Annotated in this window: 22 protein-coding genes; 15 read left to right on the forward strand and 7 right to left on the reverse strand. The window is 62.3% G+C overall.

From position 1 onward, the window contains the following. Window positions 1-129 precede the first annotated feature (129 nt). Window positions 130-426: a hypothetical protein gene (locus tag BFN67_RS14080; protein WP_080920197.1), complete on the forward strand. Its 297-nt coding sequence runs from the start codon at window positions 130-132 to the stop codon at window positions 424-426. A gap of 152 nt (window positions 427-578) precedes the next feature. Here the strand turns inward: BFN67_RS14080 and BFN67_RS14085 are convergent, their stop codons facing one another. Then, window positions 579-959 carry a c-type cytochrome gene (locus BFN67_RS14085; RefSeq protein WP_080920198.1) on the reverse strand — a complete coding sequence of 127 codons (381 nt, stop codon included), beginning with the start codon at window positions 957-959 and terminating at the stop codon, window positions 579-581. A 329-nt stretch (window positions 960-1288) separates the two neighbouring features. Between BFN67_RS14085 and BFN67_RS14090 the strand changes: the two genes are divergently transcribed. The 6 genes from BFN67_RS14090 to BFN67_RS14115 all read left to right on the forward strand — a co-directional run bounded on the left by BFN67_RS14090 (window position 1289) and on the right by BFN67_RS14115 (window position 5937). Further along, window positions 1289-1498 carry a hypothetical protein gene (locus BFN67_RS14090; protein ID WP_080920228.1) on the forward strand — a complete coding sequence of 70 codons (210 nt, stop codon included), beginning with the start codon at window positions 1289-1291 and terminating at the stop codon, window positions 1496-1498. A 15-nt stretch (window positions 1499-1513) separates the two neighbouring features. After that, window positions 1514-2503, forward strand: a complete 990-nt coding sequence (locus BFN67_RS14095) for an ABC transporter substrate-binding protein (protein ID WP_080920199.1) — start codon at window positions 1514-1516, stop codon at window positions 2501-2503. A 50-nt stretch (window positions 2504-2553) separates the two neighbouring features. After that, on the forward strand, window positions 2554-3300 hold the full coding sequence (locus BFN67_RS14100; RefSeq protein WP_080920229.1) for an ABC transporter permease: 747 nt from the start codon (window positions 2554-2556) through the stop codon (window positions 3298-3300). Next, window positions 3269-4021 (forward strand): ABC transporter ATP-binding protein, encoded by a 753-nt coding sequence (locus BFN67_RS14105; protein ID WP_080920200.1) that lies wholly within the window; start codon window positions 3269-3271, stop codon window positions 4019-4021. The genes BFN67_RS14100 and BFN67_RS14105 overlap by 32 nt, the downstream gene beginning before the upstream one ends. Beyond that, the gene (locus BFN67_RS14110) at window positions 4018-5001 is read left to right on the forward strand and encodes a quinoprotein relay system zinc metallohydrolase 2 (protein WP_080920201.1); all 984 of its coding nucleotides are present in this window, start codon (window positions 4018-4020) and stop codon (window positions 4999-5001) included. The genes BFN67_RS14105 and BFN67_RS14110 overlap by 4 nt, the downstream gene beginning before the upstream one ends. A gap of 90 nt (window positions 5002-5091) precedes the next feature. Further along, the gene (locus BFN67_RS14115) at window positions 5092-5937 is read left to right on the forward strand and encodes a quinoprotein dehydrogenase-associated SoxYZ-like carrier (RefSeq protein ID WP_080920202.1); all 846 of its coding nucleotides are present in this window, start codon (window positions 5092-5094) and stop codon (window positions 5935-5937) included. A gap of 67 nt (window positions 5938-6004) precedes the next feature. Here BFN67_RS14115 and BFN67_RS14120 read toward each other — a convergent pair whose 3' ends face one another. Then, entirely contained in the window at window positions 6005-6376 is a 372-nt protein-coding gene (locus BFN67_RS14120; RefSeq protein WP_080920203.1) for a hypothetical protein, read from the reverse strand. 690 nt (window positions 6377-7066) lie between these two features. Between BFN67_RS14120 and BFN67_RS14125 the strand changes: the two genes are divergently transcribed. The 4 genes from BFN67_RS14125 to BFN67_RS14140 all read left to right on the forward strand — a co-directional run bounded on the left by BFN67_RS14125 (window position 7067) and on the right by BFN67_RS14140 (window position 11230). Further along, the gene (locus BFN67_RS14125) at window positions 7067-8983 is read left to right on the forward strand and encodes a methanol/ethanol family PQQ-dependent dehydrogenase (RefSeq protein WP_080920204.1); all 1917 of its coding nucleotides are present in this window, start codon (window positions 7067-7069) and stop codon (window positions 8981-8983) included. Window positions 8984-9161: 178 nt separating this feature from the next. Continuing rightward, window positions 9162-9686 (forward strand): c-type cytochrome, methanol metabolism-related, encoded by a 525-nt coding sequence (locus tag BFN67_RS14130; protein WP_080920205.1) that lies wholly within the window; start codon window positions 9162-9164, stop codon window positions 9684-9686. 4 nt (window positions 9687-9690) lie between these two features. After that, the gene (locus BFN67_RS14135; protein WP_139789176.1) at window positions 9691-10584 is read left to right on the forward strand and encodes a substrate-binding domain-containing protein; all 894 of its coding nucleotides are present in this window, start codon (window positions 9691-9693) and stop codon (window positions 10582-10584) included. Between the two features lie 58 nt (window positions 10585-10642). Continuing rightward, window positions 10643-11230: a PQQ-dependent catabolism-associated CXXCW motif protein gene (locus BFN67_RS14140; RefSeq protein ID WP_080920231.1), complete on the forward strand. Its 588-nt coding sequence runs from the start codon at window positions 10643-10645 to the stop codon at window positions 11228-11230. Between the two features lie 25 nt (window positions 11231-11255). Here BFN67_RS14140 and BFN67_RS24560 read toward each other — a convergent pair whose 3' ends face one another. After that, on the reverse strand, window positions 11256-11708 hold the full coding sequence (locus BFN67_RS24560; protein ID WP_192856843.1) for a hypothetical protein: 453 nt from the start codon (window positions 11706-11708) through the stop codon (window positions 11256-11258). On the opposite strand from BFN67_RS24560, the gene pqqB reads away from it, so the two are divergent. From pqqB to pqqE, 4 genes are read left to right on the forward strand one after another with little or no spacing between them, the layout of a single operon-like run. Continuing rightward, on the forward strand, window positions 11592-12533 hold the full coding sequence (gene pqqB, locus BFN67_RS14145) for a pyrroloquinoline quinone biosynthesis protein PqqB (protein WP_080920232.1): 942 nt from the start codon (window positions 11592-11594) through the stop codon (window positions 12531-12533). The genes BFN67_RS24560 and pqqB overlap by 117 nt on opposite strands. After that, on the forward strand, window positions 12530-13285 hold the full coding sequence (pqqC, locus tag BFN67_RS14150) for a pyrroloquinoline-quinone synthase PqqC (RefSeq protein ID WP_080920206.1): 756 nt from the start codon (window positions 12530-12532) through the stop codon (window positions 13283-13285). Before pqqB ends, pqqC begins: the two co-directional genes overlap by 4 nt. After that, complete coding sequence (gene pqqD, locus BFN67_RS14155) at window positions 13285-13584, forward strand: pyrroloquinoline quinone biosynthesis peptide chaperone PqqD (RefSeq protein WP_245295264.1); 300 nt, start codon at window positions 13285-13287, stop codon at window positions 13582-13584. The genes pqqC and pqqD overlap by 1 nt, the downstream gene beginning before the upstream one ends. Beyond that, window positions 13581-14711, forward strand: coding sequence for a pyrroloquinoline quinone biosynthesis protein PqqE (pqqE, locus tag BFN67_RS14160; RefSeq protein ID WP_080920207.1), 1131 nt, complete (start codon window positions 13581-13583; stop codon window positions 14709-14711). The genes pqqD and pqqE overlap by 4 nt, the downstream gene beginning before the upstream one ends. A gap of 81 nt (window positions 14712-14792) precedes the next feature. Here pqqE and BFN67_RS14165 read toward each other — a convergent pair whose 3' ends face one another. Genes BFN67_RS14165 through BFN67_RS14180 form a run of 4 tightly spaced genes read right to left on the reverse strand, consistent with a single transcriptional unit; the run spans window position 14793 to window position 19202 of the window. Continuing rightward, window positions 14793-15605 (reverse strand): formylmethanofuran dehydrogenase subunit C, encoded by an 813-nt coding sequence (locus BFN67_RS14165; RefSeq protein ID WP_080920208.1) that lies wholly within the window; start codon window positions 15603-15605, stop codon window positions 14793-14795. Further along, window positions 15602-16510, reverse strand: a complete 909-nt coding sequence (gene fhcD, locus BFN67_RS14170; RefSeq protein WP_080920209.1) for a formylmethanofuran--tetrahydromethanopterin N-formyltransferase — start codon at window positions 16508-16510, stop codon at window positions 15602-15604. Before fhcD ends, BFN67_RS14165 begins: the two co-directional genes overlap by 4 nt. After that, window positions 16498-18129 (reverse strand): formylmethanofuran dehydrogenase subunit A, encoded by a 1632-nt coding sequence (locus BFN67_RS14175; protein ID WP_080920210.1) that lies wholly within the window; start codon window positions 18127-18129, stop codon window positions 16498-16500. Before BFN67_RS14175 ends, fhcD begins: the two co-directional genes overlap by 13 nt. Continuing rightward, complete coding sequence (locus BFN67_RS14180) at window positions 18123-19202, reverse strand: molybdopterin-binding domain-containing protein (RefSeq protein WP_080920234.1); 1080 nt, start codon at window positions 19200-19202, stop codon at window positions 18123-18125. The genes BFN67_RS14175 and BFN67_RS14180 overlap by 7 nt, the downstream gene beginning before the upstream one ends. Window positions 19203-19316 lie beyond the last annotated feature (114 nt).

The following is a 19316-nucleotide window of genomic DNA, read 5'->3' on the forward strand; positions in this document are numbered from 1 at the left end:
TCCTTGTGTGGGCTCGAAAAAATGGGACCCAAGAAGAAATGCGCAGCAGGGCCGGTGGTTCCTTTGAGCGCGCTCCGGAACATCTGATGCCGGCCGTGGTTTCTGCACATTAAACAAAGGAACGGATCGATGACCGATAAACCCGCCTATGAGCTTGGCGCGCGCAAGCCAATGACCAAGGATACCCCGGACGCGAATGATAAATTCTCGCAAAAAGCCGCCGAGAACCGAAAGCCGCCACTCGGTGTTGGCATCGCCGAAAAGGTCGACAAGCCGAAAGAAAAACGACCACAGCCCAAGAAGCCGACGAGAGATACAAGAGAGTCGCCTGCGCCGAACCCTGATGGCGATGCGCAGCAACCCAAAAAAGCTCTTCCGGCACTGCTCAATACGGCGCTGGGCCAGCGTCACGCTACGCGTAAATAGGCAGCACGGCACCGCCAACTTTTCGGCAGCGCGTAAGCGATAACTTCATCACCGCTCTTGGTGTGCATGAAATGATGGCCACCGGGTGCAATCACCACATATTGGTGGCCATCCACTTCATAGGTCATGGGTAAGCATGATCGGCAGAATGCCTATTTCGATTCATGCTCCAGATAGGCAATCACATTCGCGATGTCGGCCTCTTTCTTGAGACCGGGGAAGGCCATCTTGGTGCCTTTCACCATGCCTCTGGGATCTTGCAGATATTTCGTCAGCGTTGCCTCGTCCCAGACGACGCCGGATTTGCCGGCATCGACCATCGCTTTGGAATAGTTGTAGCCGGGGTGAGTCCCGGCAGTCCGGCCGATGACCCCATGCAATGACGGCCCTACCTTGTTCTGGTCCTTGTCGGCGAAATGGCAGGCTTTGCATCTATTAAAGACCTTTTCGCCAGCAGCAGCGTCTTGCGCCTGCGCCTGGCTGCCAAGCATGGCCATCACGGACATTGCAGCCAATATTGTGATAGTACGCATAGTATCTCCTCATGCATCGTCAGGGTGCCCAAACGATGGTATGTGCGGTGCGCATTCACCCGCCGCGCATGCCGGTATTATGGACGCCACGGCCCCGCGCAAAGCGAGCCGGCATCAAGGAAGCTAGCCGCCAGGCTGGCGAAGTCAACTGGACCAAGGACCACCTTTTGCGCCGGTGTGCCATTGTTGACGGGATGGAGCGGAAGACGTAGGCTTTGCATACGGTCTTGCTGGCACCTGAGGGACCGCTGAGACAAATGGCCGCCGTTCTCTCCGGGCCGGCCATTTCATCCGCAGCAGTTATGGCTGCACGCAAGGATGGTGCGAAAATGAACATGGTCGATCTTATCCTGACAGCCTGCCTGGTGGCCAATCCTGGCTCGTGCCGGGAAGAGCATCTCTATTTCGAGAGCAACGGCCTGTTGATGAATTGCATGTTCCTGGCACCCCGTGAGATCGCCAAATGGACCCAGCAACATCCGAAATTGCGGGTGAAGCGCTGGAAATGCGCTTTCCCGGACGGATCGGCAAACATCTGATCGGCCAGGAGTGGCATGAGCATCTCGCGGCGTGACATGCTCCGGGTGGTGTTGGGTGCCGGCAGCGCATTTGCTGCGACATCGTCGCAGGCGCGAGCAAGCCGCACGGTACGGATAGGCGCCCTCAAGTTCGGTACAGTCAATTGGGAACTCGAAACGCTGAAGAAGCATGGCTTCGACGCGGCCAACGGGATCGATCTGGACATCGTTTATTTTGCCGGAGAGGAGGCCAGCAATGTCGCTTTTCTGGCCGGCGATCTCGATATCATCGTTTCCGACTGGCTGTGGGTGTCGCGGCTGCGCGCCAATGGCGGCGACGTGACGCTGGTGCCCTATTCGACAGCCGTCGGCGCCATCATGATCCCCAGGGATTCGCCGATCCGCACCCTTGATGAACTGGCCGGCAAGTCGATTGCCGTCGCCGGCGGCCCGCTCGACAAGAGCTGGCTGCTGATCCGGGCGATGGCCGAACGTGACAGTGGCATCGACCTGACACGGCAAAGCCAGGTTGTTTATGGTGCGCCGCCGCTTCTGCAACAGAAGATGATCGAGGGCGAATTCGATGCCTTGCTCAACTTCTGGCATTTCTGCGCACGGCTGGAGGCAAAAGGCTTTCGCCGGCTGCTCGGCGCCGATGACGCGGCATTGGCGCTTGGCGCCTCCGGGCCGGTCTCGGCGCTCGGCTATGTCTTCCATGAAAAATGGGCCGCCCGAAACCCGTCCGCCATAACCGGGTTCATCAAGGCGTCAAACGCCGCCAAGAACGTGCTGGCCAGTTCCGACAGCGAATGGCAAACCCTGGCGCCCATCGTGCGGGCTGAGGGCAACGAACTTAAAACACTGCGCGACCGCTATCGCGAAGGCATTCCCAAAAGACCGATTGCGCAGGATGCCGCCGATGCGGCAAAGCTCTACCGGGTGCTGGCCGCGATCGGCGGGAAAAAACTGGTCGGCAAGGCATCAGAGATGGCGCCCGGCACCTTCTGGCGGGTCGTTTCACAATGAAACCGCCCACCCTCAATGGAAATGCCGGGATCATGACAAGGAGCGGCGTCATGCCGGCCCTGACGGTCGCGGCCTCCCTGGCCGCGCTCGGCCTGTTATGGTGGCTTGCCGCCGGGGCATGGCAAAGCCGGGCCTTGCCGACGCCCGTTGCGGTATGGCGCACGCTGGCTGCGGAAGCGGCAAGCGGCGATCTGTTCTACAATCTCGGCGCCACGCTTGGCCGGGTCGTGGCGGCCTATATCGTGGCCATGGTGGTCGGCACGGCAATCGGCACCTTTCTCGGCCTGTCGCGCCGCGCGGACCGCTTCTTCAACCCCTGGCTGGTGCTGTTTCTCAATATTCCGGCGCTTGTCGTCATCGTGCTCGCCTATATCTGGTTCGGCTTGAACGAGGCGGCGGCCATCGGTGCGGTGGCGGTCAACAAGATCCCCAATGTGGTGGTGACGATGCGTGAAGGCGCGCGCGCCTTCGATCCGGCCTATTCGGAACTGGCTTCTGTCTACCGCTTCAGTTGGCCGGATCGGATTCGCCATATCCTCCTGCCGCAATTGCAGCCCTATCTTGCCGCCGCCTCGCGTTCCGGCATCGCGCTGATCTGGAAGATCGTGCTGGTAGTGGAACTGCTCGGGCGCTCCAATGGCGTCGGTTTCCAGATCAGCCTTTATTTTCAACTTTTCGACGTTGCCGGCATATTGGCCTATACGCTTGCCTTCGTGGCAATCATGCTGGCAGTCGAGTTTATGATGGTGCAGCCCCTTGAACGACATGCGACCCGTTGGCGCCGCCGCGCCGCTTGAGGTCAGGATCGCCGAAAAGACCTTCATCTCGGCGCAAGGTGTGGCGCTGACGGCGCTCCGCGATCTCGCCTTCGAGGTCCCGCATGGCAGCTTCGCCTGCCTGTTCGGACCGTCGGGATGCGGCAAGAGTACATTGTTGAGAATATTGTTGGGTCTGGACCGTGAATTCAGCGGTTCCTACACCCTGCCAGGGGGCCAAACCCGCACCGCAGCGGTGTTTCAGGAGCCGACGCTGCTACCCTGGCGCAATGTTGCATGCAATGTTGAGTTGGCGTTGCCGAAAGCAGCCCGCAAAACCGATCTCGACTGGCTGTTCGAGGCACTCGGCCTTGCCGAGATGCGCACGCTCTATCCGTCCGAACTTTCGCTCGGCCTTGCCCGTCGCGTCGCGCTGGCGCGCGCCTTCGCCATCGAGCCGTCCGTTCTGTTTCTGGACGAGCCTTTCGTCTCGCTCGACGAGCCGACCGCCGAACGGCTGCGCGGCCTGCTGATGTCGGTGTGGTCGGCGCGCCCGACCACGGCGCTGATGGTCACGCACAATCTGCGCGAGGCGGTGACGCTTTCCGACCGCATCGTGGTGCTGACGCCAAGGCCCGCCCGTGTGCGCGGCGTGTTCGATATCCGCCTGCCGCGCGAGCACCGCAACAGGCAGGTGGTGGATGATTTGCTGCGCGCCTTCCACATAAAATTTCCCGAACAGGCCGGCGGGGGGTACGCATGAAGCGGCCCGCTTTGCCGATAGACCCGGCAAGACGCAGACTGATCGGCGGCCTTGCATGGCTCGGCGCACAAGCCGCGCTGATGCCCCTGCCCTTTGGCGCAGCGGCACTGGCCGCCGCCCAGCCCCCGCTTGCGCTCAAGACCGTCGCCGAGGGTGTTCTTGCCTTTGAAGGTGTCGTCGAGTTGGAGACGCCCCGCAACGAAGGCGCCGTCGCCAATCTGGGCGTCGTCGTCGGCGACGATGCGGTCGCGGTGATCGACAGCGGCGGCAGCGTTGTTCAGGCGAAAGCCTTGATCGCCGCGATTGCCAAGGCGACGGCCAAGCCGGTGCGCTATCTCGTCAACACCCACATGCACCCGGACCACATTTTCGGCAATGCCGCGTTCCGCGACATCGGCGCGACCATCGTCGGGCATCGCAATCTGCCACGCGCTCTTGCGGCGCGCGGGCCTTATTATTTGCAGAGCTATCGCGAGCAGCTCGGACCGGCGCTGATGACCGGCGTCGAGATCGTGCCGCCTTCCGTCCTGGTGGAAGACACCATGCAACTCGATCTCGGCGGCCGCAAACTCGAACTCAAGGCCTGGCCGGCCGCCCATACCGACAATGACCTCACCGTCCACGATCCCGAGAGCGGCACGCTGTTTGCCGGCGACCTGGTGTTTGTAAAGCATCTGCCGATTGTGGACGGCTCCCTGCTCGGCTGGATGCGGCAGATGGATCAACTGGCGGCCATTCCCGCCAGCCGCGTCCTGCCCGGCCACGGGCCGGTCCCCTCGCTTTGGCCCGAAGCACTTGCCGGCGAGCGCCGTTATTTCGAGGCGCTTGCGGCCGATCTGCGCAAGGCCATCGCCGCCGGCACGCCGATGGCGGAGGCGGCCAAGACCGCCGGCCAAAGCGAGGCGGGAAACTGGGAATTGTTCGACGCCTATAACGGCCGCAACGCCACGACGGCCTATGCCGAACTCGAATGGGAGTGAAACAGGACTTCGGTTTGTCATCCGCGCGGCAAATGGCTATAATGAAGGCTTGCCGGGCACCACCCTTGCTCCATCGGTGGAGGCGTTGAAATGCAGACCAGCTTCATGTGCACACGGCGCGCCTTGCTGCGCGCGAGCGCGCTCGGCGTGACCCTGGCCGCCATCGGCATACAGCCGGCGCAGGCGCAGCAGACCATGGAATCGTCAGATCATATCTGGCAGGACCTCAAGGGCGTGGTGTTCGGCGACCGCACCATTCGCGAAGCCGATGGCGTGGTCGCCATCGAGGCGCCGGGCCGCGCGCAGGATGCCGCGCTGGTGCCGGTGAACATTACCGTCGATCCGGCCCGCACGCCGCAAGGGATCACGGCGCTGACCCTGATCATCGACGTGAACCCCTCTCCCGTCGCGGCAACCTTCAAGATCGGCAAGGATGCCGGCATCACGCACATCGCGACCCGCTTGCGCGTCAATGATTATTCCTATCTGCGCGTCATCGCCGAAACCCCCGATGGCGGCCTGCACATGGCAAAAACCTTCGTCAAGGCATCGGGCGGCTGTTCGGCGCCGGCGGTGAAGAACATGGACGAGGCGTTGAAGACGATGGGGCAGATGAAGCTGCGCCAGTTCGCTGCTTCGCCGGCAAATGGCGGCGAGCCCGAATTGCAACTGATGATCCGCCACCCGAACAACTCCGGCCTTCAGCGCGACCCGCTGACGCAATATTTCATTCCGGCGCATTTCATCCAGACGCTGGACATCTCGCAGGGCGGACGGCAATTGCTGTCGATGGAAGGCGGCATCTCGATCTCGGAAGATCCCAATTTCCGCTTCGACTACAAGGTGAAGGGCACGGGCGAGATCAAGGCGCAGGCGACCGACACCAAGGGCAAGGTGTTCAACGGCGCATGGCCGCTCGAAGCAACCGGCATGTAATCTCCGGCGCTTGAGCCCGCGCCATTTCCTTACCCCCTCGAAAGCGTCATCTGCCTTTGGGTAAAGGTTAAAAGCAGCGCACGTCGGCTTCGGCCTGCGCACGCTTGAGTTCGAGCGCGGCGGCCTTGGCCGGCGTACTTTCCTTGAACAGGCTGGCCCGCTCACCGGTCATCAATGACAGGCTCTTGAAGGTCGCGTCCTTTTCATAACTGGCATAGGGCAGGATCGACGCGACGACGTCGATCGAGCAGGAGCATGCTTCCAGAGCCTGGCGCGTCTGGCCGTTGGCGCGCATGCAGCCCAGCACGTAATCGACCACCGCGACGGTGGGATAATCGTTCACCGGGGCGATCGAATCGGCCCTTGCGGATGCAAGCGACGTTACCAGCAGGGCCGGGGCGAGCATGGGCAAGGCCAGCAGTGCTGCATGTCTGTTCATCGGACAACTCCGTATTGCTCTGCATGGTGCCGCCATGTGAAACCGCAGTTGGTGGCATTCACCGCTGCGGGTCAAGCGCCCACCAGGCAAGCTTAGGACTAAAGTACCAACGCGACGGCAACCTCGCAATGGTGCCGCCAGCCCCTCAGCCCCGCACACGCCAATATAAAATTGCCGCGGCATTCCGCCGCGATTCCTCATATGCGGAGCGATTCCAATTCAGAAAACCCGGCGCTCTCTATCCCTAAATGACGAGGATGTATAAATAAAATATTGTCACGTTCGAATCGGTAACGTTCGCTTGAGTTATAGTTCAAATTGCTTTCGATATCACAAGCATGACATATTTTCATGCAAAACAACGGCATATGTTATTTATGTTGCAACGCACAATTGCTGATATTGCGGTGCAAAATAGGACGAAAGTCGGAATTTTCACTATTGTGCTTGCCTATCGGATTTTTATGCCATAGGCTTTTCTTGTTTCCGGCTTCAATGGAAGTCGCTGTTATAGGGAGCAGCGGCTGTCTTTCGAAGGCCAAGCGGGGCGGGCAGTAAAGGTGCCCGCTGGCTGCCTTGGCTTGGTCGTGACACGCTGCCGGAAATACTTCCCCCACACCTGAATCGCTTGGGCATGCCCTCGTGGGCTGAACGGACGATTTGCCATCGTGACCATCGGGAGGATTTCCAATGCGTGTACTGACTAAAGCCACTCAAGTTCTGACTGCCGCGACATTCCTGTCCATCGGGATAGCTGGTGCGGCTTTCGCGAATGAAGACCTGGCGAAGATGAGCGAGAACCCAAAGGACTGGGTCATGCAATCGGGTGATTACGCCAACACCCGCTATTCCACCCTCGACCAGATTACCAAGGACAACGTCAAGAACCTGCAGGCGAAATGGACATTCTCGACCGGCGTGCTGCGCGGCCATGAAGGTGGCCCGCTGATCATCGGCGACACGATGTATGTTCATACACCGTTCCCGAACACCGTTTATGCGCTCGACATCAACAATGACGGCAAGATCCTGTGGAAGTACGAGCCCAAACAGGATCCGAACGTCATTCCGATCATGTGCTGCGACACGGTCAATCGTGGCGTCGCCTATGCTCCGAAAACCGACGACCATCCGGCGCTGATCATTCTCAACCAGGCCGACACCAATGTCGTGGCGCTTGATGCCGAGACCGGCAAGCAGGTCTGGAAGACGCAGAACGGTGAAATGACGGATGGCGGCAAGGGCGAATCCGGCACGGCCGCTCCGCTCGTTGTCAAGGACAAGGTGCTGATCGGCATTTCAGGCGCCGAGTTCGGCGTTCGCGGCTTCCTCGCCGCCTATAACCTGAAGGACGGTTCGCTGGCCTGGAAGGCCTATTCCACGGGCCCGGACAAGGAAATGCTTGTCGATCCCGAAAAGACCACGCAGCTCGGCAAGCCGATCGGCGCCGATTCCAGCACCAAGTCCTGGGAAGGCGAGCAGTGGAAGACCGGCGGCGGCACGACCTGGGGCTGGTTCTCCTACGATCCCGAGCTCAATCTCGTTTACTACGGCACCGGCAACCCCTCGACCTGGAATCCGGTCCAGCGGCCGGGCGACAACAAGTGGTCGATGACCATCATGGCCCGCGACGCCGACACCGGCATGGCCAAGTGGCTCTACCAGATGACGCCGCACGACGAATGGGACTATGACGGCGTCAACGAGATGATTCTCGTCGATGACATGGAAGTCAACGGCAAGAAGCATGACGTCCTGGTGCATTTCGACCGCAACGGCTTTGCCTACACACTGGATCGCGCAACCGGCGAACTGCTTGTCGCCGCGAAGTACGATCCGGCGGTGAACTGGGCCACGAAGGTCGATATGGACCCGAACAGCGAGACCTACGGACGGCCGCTGGTCGATCCGAAATACTCGACCGACAAGAATGGCGAAGACACCAACACCGCTGGCATCTGCCCGGCTGCGTTGGGAACCAAGGACCAGCAGCCGGCGACCTACTCGCCCAAGACAGGCCTGTTCTACGTGCCGACCAACCATGTCTGCATGGATTACGAGCCCTACAAGGTGAGCTACACCGCCGGTCAGCCTTATGTCGGCGCCACCGTGTCGATGTATCCGGCGCCCGGCAGCGAAAACATGGGCAACTTCATTGCCTGGGACGCCGCCAAGGGCGAGATCGTCTGGTCGAAGCCCGAGCTGTTCTCGGTGTGGTCCGGTGCTCTGGCGACCGCCGGCGATGTGGTCTTCTACGGAACGCTGGAAGGCTACATCAAGGCCGTCGACGAGAAGGGCAACGAGCTTTACAAGTTCAAGACGCCCTCCGGCATCATCGGCAACATCACGCCCTTCGAGCATGACGGCAAGCAGTACATCGCCGTTCTGTCCGGCGTCGGCGGCTGGGCCGGTATCGGCCTCGCCGGCGGCCTGCTCTCCCCCGACAACGCCGCCGCATGGCATGGCGCCGTCGATCAGGGCCGCGAGCAGGGCACTGAGGACCAGGTGGTCGGCACCGCCGGTCTCGGTGCCGTGGGTGGCTACGCCGCGCTTGCCGACTACACGGCGCTCGGTGGCCAGCTCACCGTCTTCGGCCTTCCCGACTGACCTCCCAAGGCTGAGAAAGCCTCCCGCCGGCTGTCGGCGGGAGGCGTGAGGAAAACCACAAGAGCCTGTGGCGACGATCCCATCGGGCTCTTGTTGTCCGTCAAACGAATCCAGCAGCGTGGCACGCGCTTGCTTCGGCGGGCCGCAAGGCAGCCGCCAGATGAGGAAGAGTATCTGCATGTTGATCCGTACCGTCATTCCGGCTTTCATCCTGGGTGTTCTGGCCCTCAATGTCTCCACGACCGCTTATGCCGAAGACACGATTGAAAAGGCCAAGGCCGTGACGGACGAGGACGGCAAATACTACGATGCCGACGGCAATCCGACCTTCAAGATCGAGAACGGCATGGTGGATTGGTACACGTTCAGCGGTTATCGCCGCTACCATTCCGATTGCCATGTCTGCCACGGCCAGGACGGCATGGGCTCGACCTACGCCCCGGCATTGGTCAAGAGCCTGAAGAACATAGATTACGGCACGTTTCTTTCCATCGTGGCCGGCGGCAAGAAGGAAGTCGGCGGCGGCAACGAGAAGGTGATGCCGGCGTTCGGCGACAACAAGAACGTCTATTGCTACATGGATGACATCTACGTCTACCTGCGCGCGCGCGCCGTCGGGGCCGCCCCGCGCGGCCGTCCTCCCAAGCACGAGCCGAAATCGCAGGCAGCGAAGGATGCCGAAGCGGCCTGCATGAAGGGTTGACGCCATGTTGAACCGCATCTTGCCGGAAAAGAAGCGATCGTGGCCAGCCAGGTCGCTCCTCGTGCTGCCCCTGCTGGCCGGCATGATGGCCGCGCTGCCACCACAGCCGGCCGAGGCGCAAGGCACCGGCCTTGGCGCCGCCGGCGAGCTGGTGGACCCCAATATATTGCGGGTCTGCGCCGATCCTTCCAACATGCCGTTTACCGACAAGAGCGGGGAAGGATTCGAGAACAAGCTGGCCGAACTGGTCGCCGAGAAGACCGGCCGCAAATCCGTTGCCTATACCTGGTTTCCGTCGGTCATGGGCTTTGTGCGCAATACGCTGTCGGCCCATCGCTGCGACATCATCATGGGCTATGCCCAAGGCGGCGAGGCCGTGCAAAGCACCAATGCCTATTACCGCTCCGCCTATGTGCTGGTCTATCCCAAGGGCAGCGACATAGCGGGGGTCGAGACGATCGAGGATCCGAAGCTCAAAGGCAAGCGCCTCGGCGTGGTCGAACGTACGCCGCCTACCGCGAACATGGCCGAAAACAAGCTGCTGCGCACGGCCAAGATCTATCCTCTGGCGGTGGACACGCGCGTCACGGAATCCATGGCCGAACGGATGTTCAAGGACATGAAGGCCGGCACCATAGATGCCGCGATCATGTGGGGGCCGATGGTCGGCTATTACGCCAAGAAAATGAACGCCGATGTGATGCTCGTGCCGCTGGTCAAGGAAAAAGCCGGCGAGCGCATGGCCTACCGCATCACCATGGGCGTGCGGCGCTCCGATCAGGAATGGAAGCGCACGCTCAACAAGGTCATCCGCAAAAACCAGGATCAGATCAACAAGCTCCTGCTCGACTATAACGTACCGCTGATCGACGAGCAGGATAAACCGATCACCCAATAGCAGGGGCCGGTCACGCAACGGAAGCGGATCGGCAAACCGGATAAGCCGGATGACGGCGATGAACGGAAGGACGATAGCCTTGCTGCTTGCAGCCTCCATCACAGGCCAGTTGACGCCACCCTGGGCGATGCCGGTGCGGGCACAGGCGCAGTGGACGCCCGCAGTCGAGGAGCCGGACACCTATCGCATGAATGAGTATCGCGGGCCGGTGCCGCAGACCCTTGCCGGCGCGCGCGTCGTCACGACAGAAGAAGCGGAAGCCCTGTGGCGTGCCGGCGAGACGGTGTTTCTGGACGTCATGCCCTATACGCCGAAGCCGGCCGACCTGCCGGCAGGAACGATCTGGCGCGATCGCGTGCGCAAGGACATTCCCGGCAGCCTGTGGCTGGTCAATGTCGGCTACGGTGCATTGTCGGCGGAAACGACCGCTTATTTCCGCGATGCTCTGGACAGGGTTTCGCGGGGAACAAAGGACAAGCCTTTGCTGTTTTACTGCATGACGGATTGCTGGATGTCGTGGAACGCAGCCAGGCGCGCCGTCGAATGGGGCTATCGGTCCGTGCTGTGGTATCCGCTCGGCGCCGATGGTTGGGAGAAGGCCGGGCTGCCTTTGAAGGAGAGCAGGCCGTATGTAGCAAATCATTGAACATGCTGGTGTTTTTCGGTATATTTTATTGATTTCCAGAAAACATATATTTCATTTGTCCATTTTTATGGACTATCCATTGCATTTTGGTGCCCGCAATGGTGAAGTGTGAAAATGGCTCTTCACGGAGCCTTGGAAGAGGAGAAATGCGATGAAGAAAAGCTGGAAAAAGCCGGCCATGTGCCAGGTGGCAGCCGGTTTTGAGATTTCGCGGTATCTGCCTGCCGAAATCACGCCGAAGAAGTAAGCTGACAAGGTGCGCGCCTCGACACGGGGCGCGCACCTTCAGCCGCCCTATGCCCTCGCCAGGCAAGCCGATGGTCCGGATCATCAGGCTGTTGGCTTCCGAGCGGAGGTTGTCTTGCGCCTGAAAATCATAGGTTCGGCCGCTGGAGGCGGCTTTCCCCAGTGGAATTGCAACCACAGCCTCAGCCGGGCGGCTCGCGCCGGAAATCCCGGCGTAACGCCAAGAACCCAATCGAGCCTGGCGGCTTCACCCGATGGTCAAGGCTGGGTGTTGTTCAATGCATCTCCCGATATACGCCAGCAGATTGCCGCGACCCCTGAGCTTCAGCCGCAAGCTGACGCACCGTTGCGCTCCACGCCGATCCGCGCGGTGGTGCTCACCAATGGCGATGTCGATCATGTGGCCGGGCTGCTCAGCCTGCGCGAACGTGAGCCCTTCGCGCTTTACGGCACAAGCGAGGTTCTGGACGTGATCGCCGGAAATTCCATTTTCAACGTGCTCGATCCGGCCATCGTGCCGCGCCGCATCTTGCCGCTCAACGAAGCGGTTTCGCTGCGCGACGCTGATGGCGAAGACACCGGCCTCGCCGTCGAATCGTTCGCGGTGCCCGGCAAGATCGCGCTTTATCTCGAAGACAGCAGCGATCCGAATGCCGATTTCGGCTCGGACAGTGGCGATACGATCGGCGTTAAAATCAGCCAGCGGGATCGGGACGAGTCGGCGGCTTTCTATATTCCGGGCTGTGCGCGGGTGGATGCGGCGCTGAAACAACGGCTTGCCGACGCAGCCTGCCTGCTGTTCGATGGCACGCTTTATACGGATGACGAGATGATTGCCGCCGGCGTCGGCCCCAAGACCGGCCAGCGCATGGGGCACATTTCCATGAGCGGCGACAGCGGCGCCGTCGCCTCGCTTGCGGATGTTGCCATCGGCCGTCGCGTCTTCGTCCATATCAACAACACCAACCCGGTCCTTGACGAAAATTCGCCCGAGCATGCGCGCGTCAGGGCGGCCGGTTGGGAAATCGCCCATGACGGCATGGAACTGAACCTATGAGCGATTTTCATCGGGCAGCCAGCGGCGGACTTTCACCAGGCGAGCTCGAAGCCGTACTGCGCCAGGTCGGCGCGGAGCGTTACCACAACCGCCACCCCTACCATCACCGCATGACCGGCGGCGATCTGTCGAAGGGCGAATTGCAGGCCTGGGCGCTGAACCGCTACTGCTATCAGGCGGTCATACCGCGCAAGGACGCGGCGATCCTGACCCATGCCGAAGACCCGGCCTTCCGTGCCGAATGGCGCAAGCGCATCGAGGATCATGATGGCGAGGACGGCTGGAGCGGCGGCATTGCACGCTGGCTGCATCTGGCCACCTCGCTCGGGGTGGATGCCGATGCCGTCAAAAGCCAGCGGCTGGCCCTGCCGGCCACGCGCTTTGCCGTCGGCGCCTATCTTGCCTTCTGTTTCGAGCGGTCGTTGCTGGAGGCCGTGGCTTCCTCGCTGACCGAACTGTTCTCGCCGGTCATCATCAATGAGCGCGTGCCGGCGATGCTGGCGAAATACGACTATGTCACCGCCGACACGCTGGCCTATTTCACCCGCAGGCCGGAACAGGCCGCGCGCGATTCCGACTTCGCGCTGGCCTATGTGCGCAAGCACGCCGACACGCCGGAGCGCCAGCAGCAGGTGATCGACGCGCTGGTCTTCAAATGCGATATATTGTGGGCGATGCTGGATGCGCTCCAGCACGCCTATGGCGAGGGCGGAGGCAACATTCCACCCGGCGCCTTCCGGCCGGAGGCGTGATGATGATGATCGAACGGCAACGGGCGATCGTTTCCGGGCAGTCGGTGCCTCGCCTGCCGCGCCATGTGCGCATCCAGTTCGATCCGGTGCGGCAGGCTCATGCCGTTTTGTCGCCCGAAAAGGTGTTTTGGCCGAATGAGGCCAGTCTCGACATTCTGAAGCTTTGCGACGGGCGCAGGACGGTCGATGAGATCACCGAGGATCTGGCGCGCGACTATGACGCTTCGCCGCAGGAGATGGCCGGCGATGTTGCCGCTTTCCTGCAGGAATGGGCCGATAAATTGCTGGTGAGATTATGAGCGCGCCGCTTCCTCCCATCGGCATGCTGGCGGAACTGACGCATCGTTGCCCGCTGCAATGCCCTTATTGCTCCAACCCGGTCGAATTGCTCAAGGCCAATCGCGAGCTCGACACAGAGACCTGGCTCTATCTGTTCCGCCAGGCCGCCGATCTCGGCGTGTTGCAGGTGCATCTTTCCGGTGGCGAACCGACGCTTCGGCGCGATCTGGAACAATTGATCGCGGGGCTTGCGGGGCGCGGGGTTTACACCAATCTGATCACCGCCGGCGTCGGTATCGCTGAGGGCCGCATCGAAGCCTTTGCGGAAGCCGGCCTCGACCATCTGCAATTGAGTTTTCAGGGCGCACGAGCCGAAACCACGGACAGGATCGGCCACAATCGCGGCGCGCATGAAAAGAAGCTGGAGACGGCACGGCGCACCGTCGCGGCCGGCCTGCCGCTGACCATCAACGCGCCCATCCATCGCCATAATATCGAGCAGGTGCCCGAATTCATCAAGCTTGCGCTGTCGCTGGGTGCGGAACGGCTGGAAATCGCCAATATCCAGTATGGCGGCTGGGCGCTGCTCAACCGCGACGCGTTGATGCCTGACCGCGAGGCGGTCATGCGCCAGGCCGAGATCGTCGAGGCCGCCAGCGCGAAACTGGCCGGCGTGCTCAATATCGATTTCGTGACGCCGGATTATTTCGCCATCTATCCCAAGCCCTGCATGGGGGGCTGGGCGCGCGACGCCTTCATGGTCGCACCCGATGGCACGGTGCTGCCGTGCCATGCCGCGCATACCATTCCTTCGCTGACCTTCGAGCGTTTCGGCGAAAAGTCGCTTGGCGAGATATGGGAAGATTCACCGGCCTTCAACGCCTTCCGCGGCACCGACTGGATGCAGGAGCCATGCCGCTCCTGCGAGCGCTGCGAAATCGATTGGGGCGGCTGCCGCTGTCAGGCCATGGCGATTGCCGGCGACGCGGCGGCAACCGACCCGGCTTGCATCAAATCGCCTCACCATGCCCGCATGGCGGCATTCGTGGCTGAAGCCCAGGCGGCTGCGGCGGCGCATGACGCCTCTGCCGACTTCCATTATCGGCGCATCACCGCGGGACACGAGGCCGCCAAGGTCAAGGCCTGATACCAACGGTCAATTTTGAATGACCGTTGGAGCGCGCGACTGCGCACCGCGCCCATCCAAGACTCTGGTATGAGCCTGCCGTCAGTCACGCCGGAAAAGAATCTCGCCGGTTCCGGCGACAGCATTGTCGCCGCCGAACCTGCCCGGCGTATTGCCCAGCAGCGGGCGCTTCAGGATGTTCTCCTGCAACAGATGGCGGTCGAAAACGGCGGCAAAGACACTGTCGGGCGCCCCGCATTCGACAAAGCCGGGCGACAGATTTTCCGGCCTGCGGTCGAGCAGGATGGAGCCGCGCCGCATCAGATAGCCGGGCAGCCGCCCCACCCCGCCGGTCGCGGCCAGCGTCCCGGCAATCATGCGGGCACCGGCATAATCGCCGCACCCTTTCAGAACAACCACCACGCCGCGCCGCATCCGATCGGCAGCATGGTCGCCGGCGCGGCCGCGCACGATGACCAGCCCGCCATTCATGCCAGCAAGTTCGCCGGCCAGCGGCCCGCCAAGATGGTCGCCGGCGTCGCCATGGATTTCAAGCCGGCCGCCGCGCATAGCCGAACCGGCATGCAGGCCGACATCGCCTTCGACCACCAGACTGCCGCCGCTCATCTTTCGTCCAGCCTGCACGCCGGCATCGCCGATCACGCGGATGCTGCCATCTTCCATGCCTGTGCCGAGGCCATCGAAACGCGAACTGCCGCCCTCGAAAACGATCGTCGTCACATCGCTGCCGGAAAGTTTGAACACGTCGCCGACGCACAGCCCGCGCTTCGACGTGCCGAGCCTGATATTTTCGATCTGCCTCGTCGGCATGTCGGCCAAGTTTTCAGGTGTGAGCGGCGAAAGATCGAGCCGCTCCGGTGGCGCTTCGCGCAAGGTGAAGGTCAGCGGCTTCACGGCAGAAGCTCCTTCAAATGATAATGGAACTTGCCGAGCTTGCCGCCGTAATTGCCGGCGGTGATACGCGAGGCGCCCTTGTCGGGCCCCAGCCCCGTGACGGCACGGATACCGGCCTTCATCGCCGCCGCCACCGCGTCGCTGGTTTCGCCGTCGATGACGATTTCCAGAACGGCATTGTCATTCGGGCCAAGTTCGCTCTTGACCACGCCGCGCAATGTCGGCGCGAAGGCGTCGTTGGTCGAGGCCATCATGCCCTTGTACTTGCCACCGACCTTGGATCCGGAGCGCACGATGCCGCCGGGAAACGGCATGATCACGCCAGGCACCTCTTCGATAGCCGCCACAGCAGCTTCGGCTGCGGCTAGCGCCTTGGCATTGGAGGAGGCGACCAGAAGCAGATTGCCGCCGCCAACGGCATCCTTGGTGAGACCGGTCGTGGCCTCGCACAGGAATTCGCCGTCCATCACCGGCACGCGCCAGAAATGCCGGCCGCCGAATTTCTTCGACACCTGCCAGCCATCGCCGAAATAGCGCAACGCCGAACCAAGCTTGAGATCAGCCACGCCCTTGAGCGCGGCAAAGCAGGCACTGCCCGGCGAAGTCAGGACGCACTGGCCGAGCCGGTTCTGCAATTGCGCCTGCAAGCCATCGGTGCTCATGGCGAAGATCATCACCCGGCAGCCCGGCCGGCCGTCCGGCGTTTGCGAGGCCGGAAGTTCCGTGTCGATCGCCGCCTCGCAGCCGCAGCCGATCACCGAGGTGGCAAAGCCGGTCATGGTGATCGCCGCCTGCCGCGCCCATTTGCGGTTCGGCCCGGTGATGATGATGGCGGTGGCGCGCATGCCGAAGGCCTCGGCAAAAGTATCGTCGATGGCGACGCCGTTGACGCTCAAGCCCTGCATGACACCTCACCGAAAGGCTGCTCGCGCTGGATGGCGGAATCGGGGAAGTCGAACCAGTCGAGCGACAGGCCGTAACGCTGCTGATGGTAGGCCTCCATCCGCTTGACCATCGCCTTGTCGGGCGTCGTCTTCAGCCGCAGCGCCCTGCCCCAGCGCATCTTCTTCACCGCGCCGTCTTCCACCACCAGTTCGCCGTTCTTGAGCACGAAGGCGGCGGATCGGAACATCTGCGCAATGTCGCCGCCCTTGCGATAGACCGCCACGTCGGCCAGCGCGCCCGGCCCCAGATGACCGCGATCCTTCAGGCCGAGCAGTTTGGCCGGGGCGGCGCGCGTCATCACCGCAATGTCCTCGAACGTGTATTCGCGGGTCAGTGCGGGCAGCGTGGTCAGCTTGAGCGCCCGGCCGGAAACCGCTTCCATCGCCTTCGCGCGTGCGTCCCTGCTCATCAGAAGCCCGAAGATTTCCGGATAGGTGGTAAAGGGCGCGCCGTTCGGGTGATCTGTGGTGAAGAACACCCGCCACGGGTCTTCGATCAAAAGGAACAGCTCCAGCCCGATCGCCCATTGCAGCGAGCCGAAGAAATCGTTGCTGTAGCGGAACGGCACGATGCCGCCGCCATTGGCGTCGCCATCGATAATCACCGATTTTCGCGGATTGGCGCTGCCGCGCGCGGTGAACTGGCGCAGCACGTCGGACGAGATCGTCACTGTCTGGCCGAACATCACCTGGCCGATGTCGATGGTGATTTCCGGCGTCGTATTGACTAGTTCGGCCAGCCGCGTCGCGGCGGAAGAAAAGCCGCGCTTGCCCTCCGAACCATAGCTGTAGAACTGCAGATGCGCCAGATGCAGCGGCAGGCCTTCGGCCGCGGCCATGGTTTCGGCGGCCGTGTCCGGCGCGCCGGGAATGCCGAGATTGTTGCAATGGACATGCAGCGGATGCGGCACGCCAAGCCCGGTCACGGCCTTCTGCAATGTCTTGACGATCTTTCGCGAACTGGTGCCGTAGAACGGCACCTCGTCATCGAAGGAAAAGCTGCGCACATTCTCCTTGAAGGCGGCGGCGGCACCCGCATTGATGACCTTGACGCCCAGCGCACGGCTCGACGCCACGGTCCATGAAACGTAGTCCTCGATCATGGCCGCAGAGGCGTTGTCGCGGATCATCGACAGCAGAAAATCGTCATTGCCGAGGATCGCCAGCGTTGCCTTGTCGATGATCGGAATGTCGGCAAGTTCGAGATGGGTGTGCAGCGCCGCCCCCGGCGACATCGCCGGCTCGACCACGGTGGTGAAGCCCATTTGGGCGTAGAGGCGGCCGGTCTCGAACGTCGTCCAGCCGAGTTGCGCAAGCGGCGTGGCACCAGGACGCGGCGCATGCGCCTTGTGATGCTCGGGCAGGAGCAGGCGCGCCGTGTTCACATTGCCGCCGCCGATATGGGAATGGATGTCGATGGCCCCGGCCATCACCACGCAGCCCTTGGCATCGAGCGTCAGATCCGGCTTTCGGCCCGTGGGCGGCGGCACGATCGTCTCGTCCTCGACCCATAGATCACCGGTGCCGAGGCGGCCATTGACTGGATCGACGATTTCGCCGCCGGCGACCCGGGTCAGCATGGCAGGCTCTCCCGTTCAGGCAGGTTTTCGCCGATCCGGCGCAGGATGCCGGCGGCCGGTGGCAATTCGCCCGACGCTTTGGCGGTCATGGCCGCAAGCGTGCCGAGACGGCTCGAATAAACGACCGCGTCGTGGTCCTCGCCAGGCACACCGATAGCGATGGTCACGGCAGCTCCCGCGACCGGCTTTGCGGTTTTGGCCAACGCGATCATATGCACCCCCTTGGGCGCGGCGGGCACCTGCCTGGCGTCTTCGGCAACGACCAGATGCAGATCGGCCTCGCCCTCGGCCAGCATCCGCGCCTCATCGAAGCGCCATGGGTCGAACTCGGCATGGCCGCGCGCAAAGCCGGTGCGCAGCGGAAAGCCGGTGGTCCAGGTGGAAACCAGCGTGCTGCCCCAGCCGTTCGGGCTGGCCGGCAGATGCAGCGCCGAGGCGCGTTGCTTGCGGTTGAGATCGCCGACCAGCCCTTGCAGCATTTCCAGTGCAAGCGCGCCGGCAAACACCCCGCAAAAGGTGAAGACCGGGAATCGCGACGCCGCCAGTGCTTCGGCAAAAGCGTCGAAATGGCTGACGCCGTGCGTGACCTGCCGTCCCGCGCATTGCGCCCGCAACGCGCCGAGCGCCGCTTCCAGCCCGCCCTCGCAGGCCAGCCGCACCGCTTTCGCCTTGCCGGGCGTTTTCGCATCGTCGCCGACCAGAAAAAACCGCCGTTCGGCATCCTTGCCGGTCAGGTCCGGCACGGTGCTGGCAAACTCTGCAATCAACTCGTCGTGGTGTGCCGGCAACGCGCCGACGATCACCACCAGATCGGCGCGGCGGCGCACCTCGCCCGGCGCGATGAACAGGCCGCCTCTGTCCGTATATTGCGCCGCCTCGCGCGCCGTCGCCGCGCCATCGAACTGGTCGCAGACAGCACCCGCGCTGCGCGCCAGCGCCAAAGCGGCACGCGTGCCATGCACATCCGTATCGAGACTGAAAACCGGGCAGAGACTGGCAGCCAGAAGCTCGGCGGCTTTTCTTGCCGCATCGTCAACAGGCACACTCCGGTCGCCGATCCACGCAACCGCCATGCTTCTCATAACTTTCTGGTGCCGACACCGTTTTTAGACGAAAGCGATGCGGTCGTGAACCCCACATAAGTTCACGAATGACACTGCGACATTTCGCTGCCGCTATGCCGGCGA

The organism is Manganibacter manganicus (assembly GCF_002075885.1).
Taxonomy (GTDB): Bacteria; Pseudomonadota; Alphaproteobacteria; order Rhizobiales; family Rhizobiaceae; genus Mesorhizobium; species Mesorhizobium manganicum.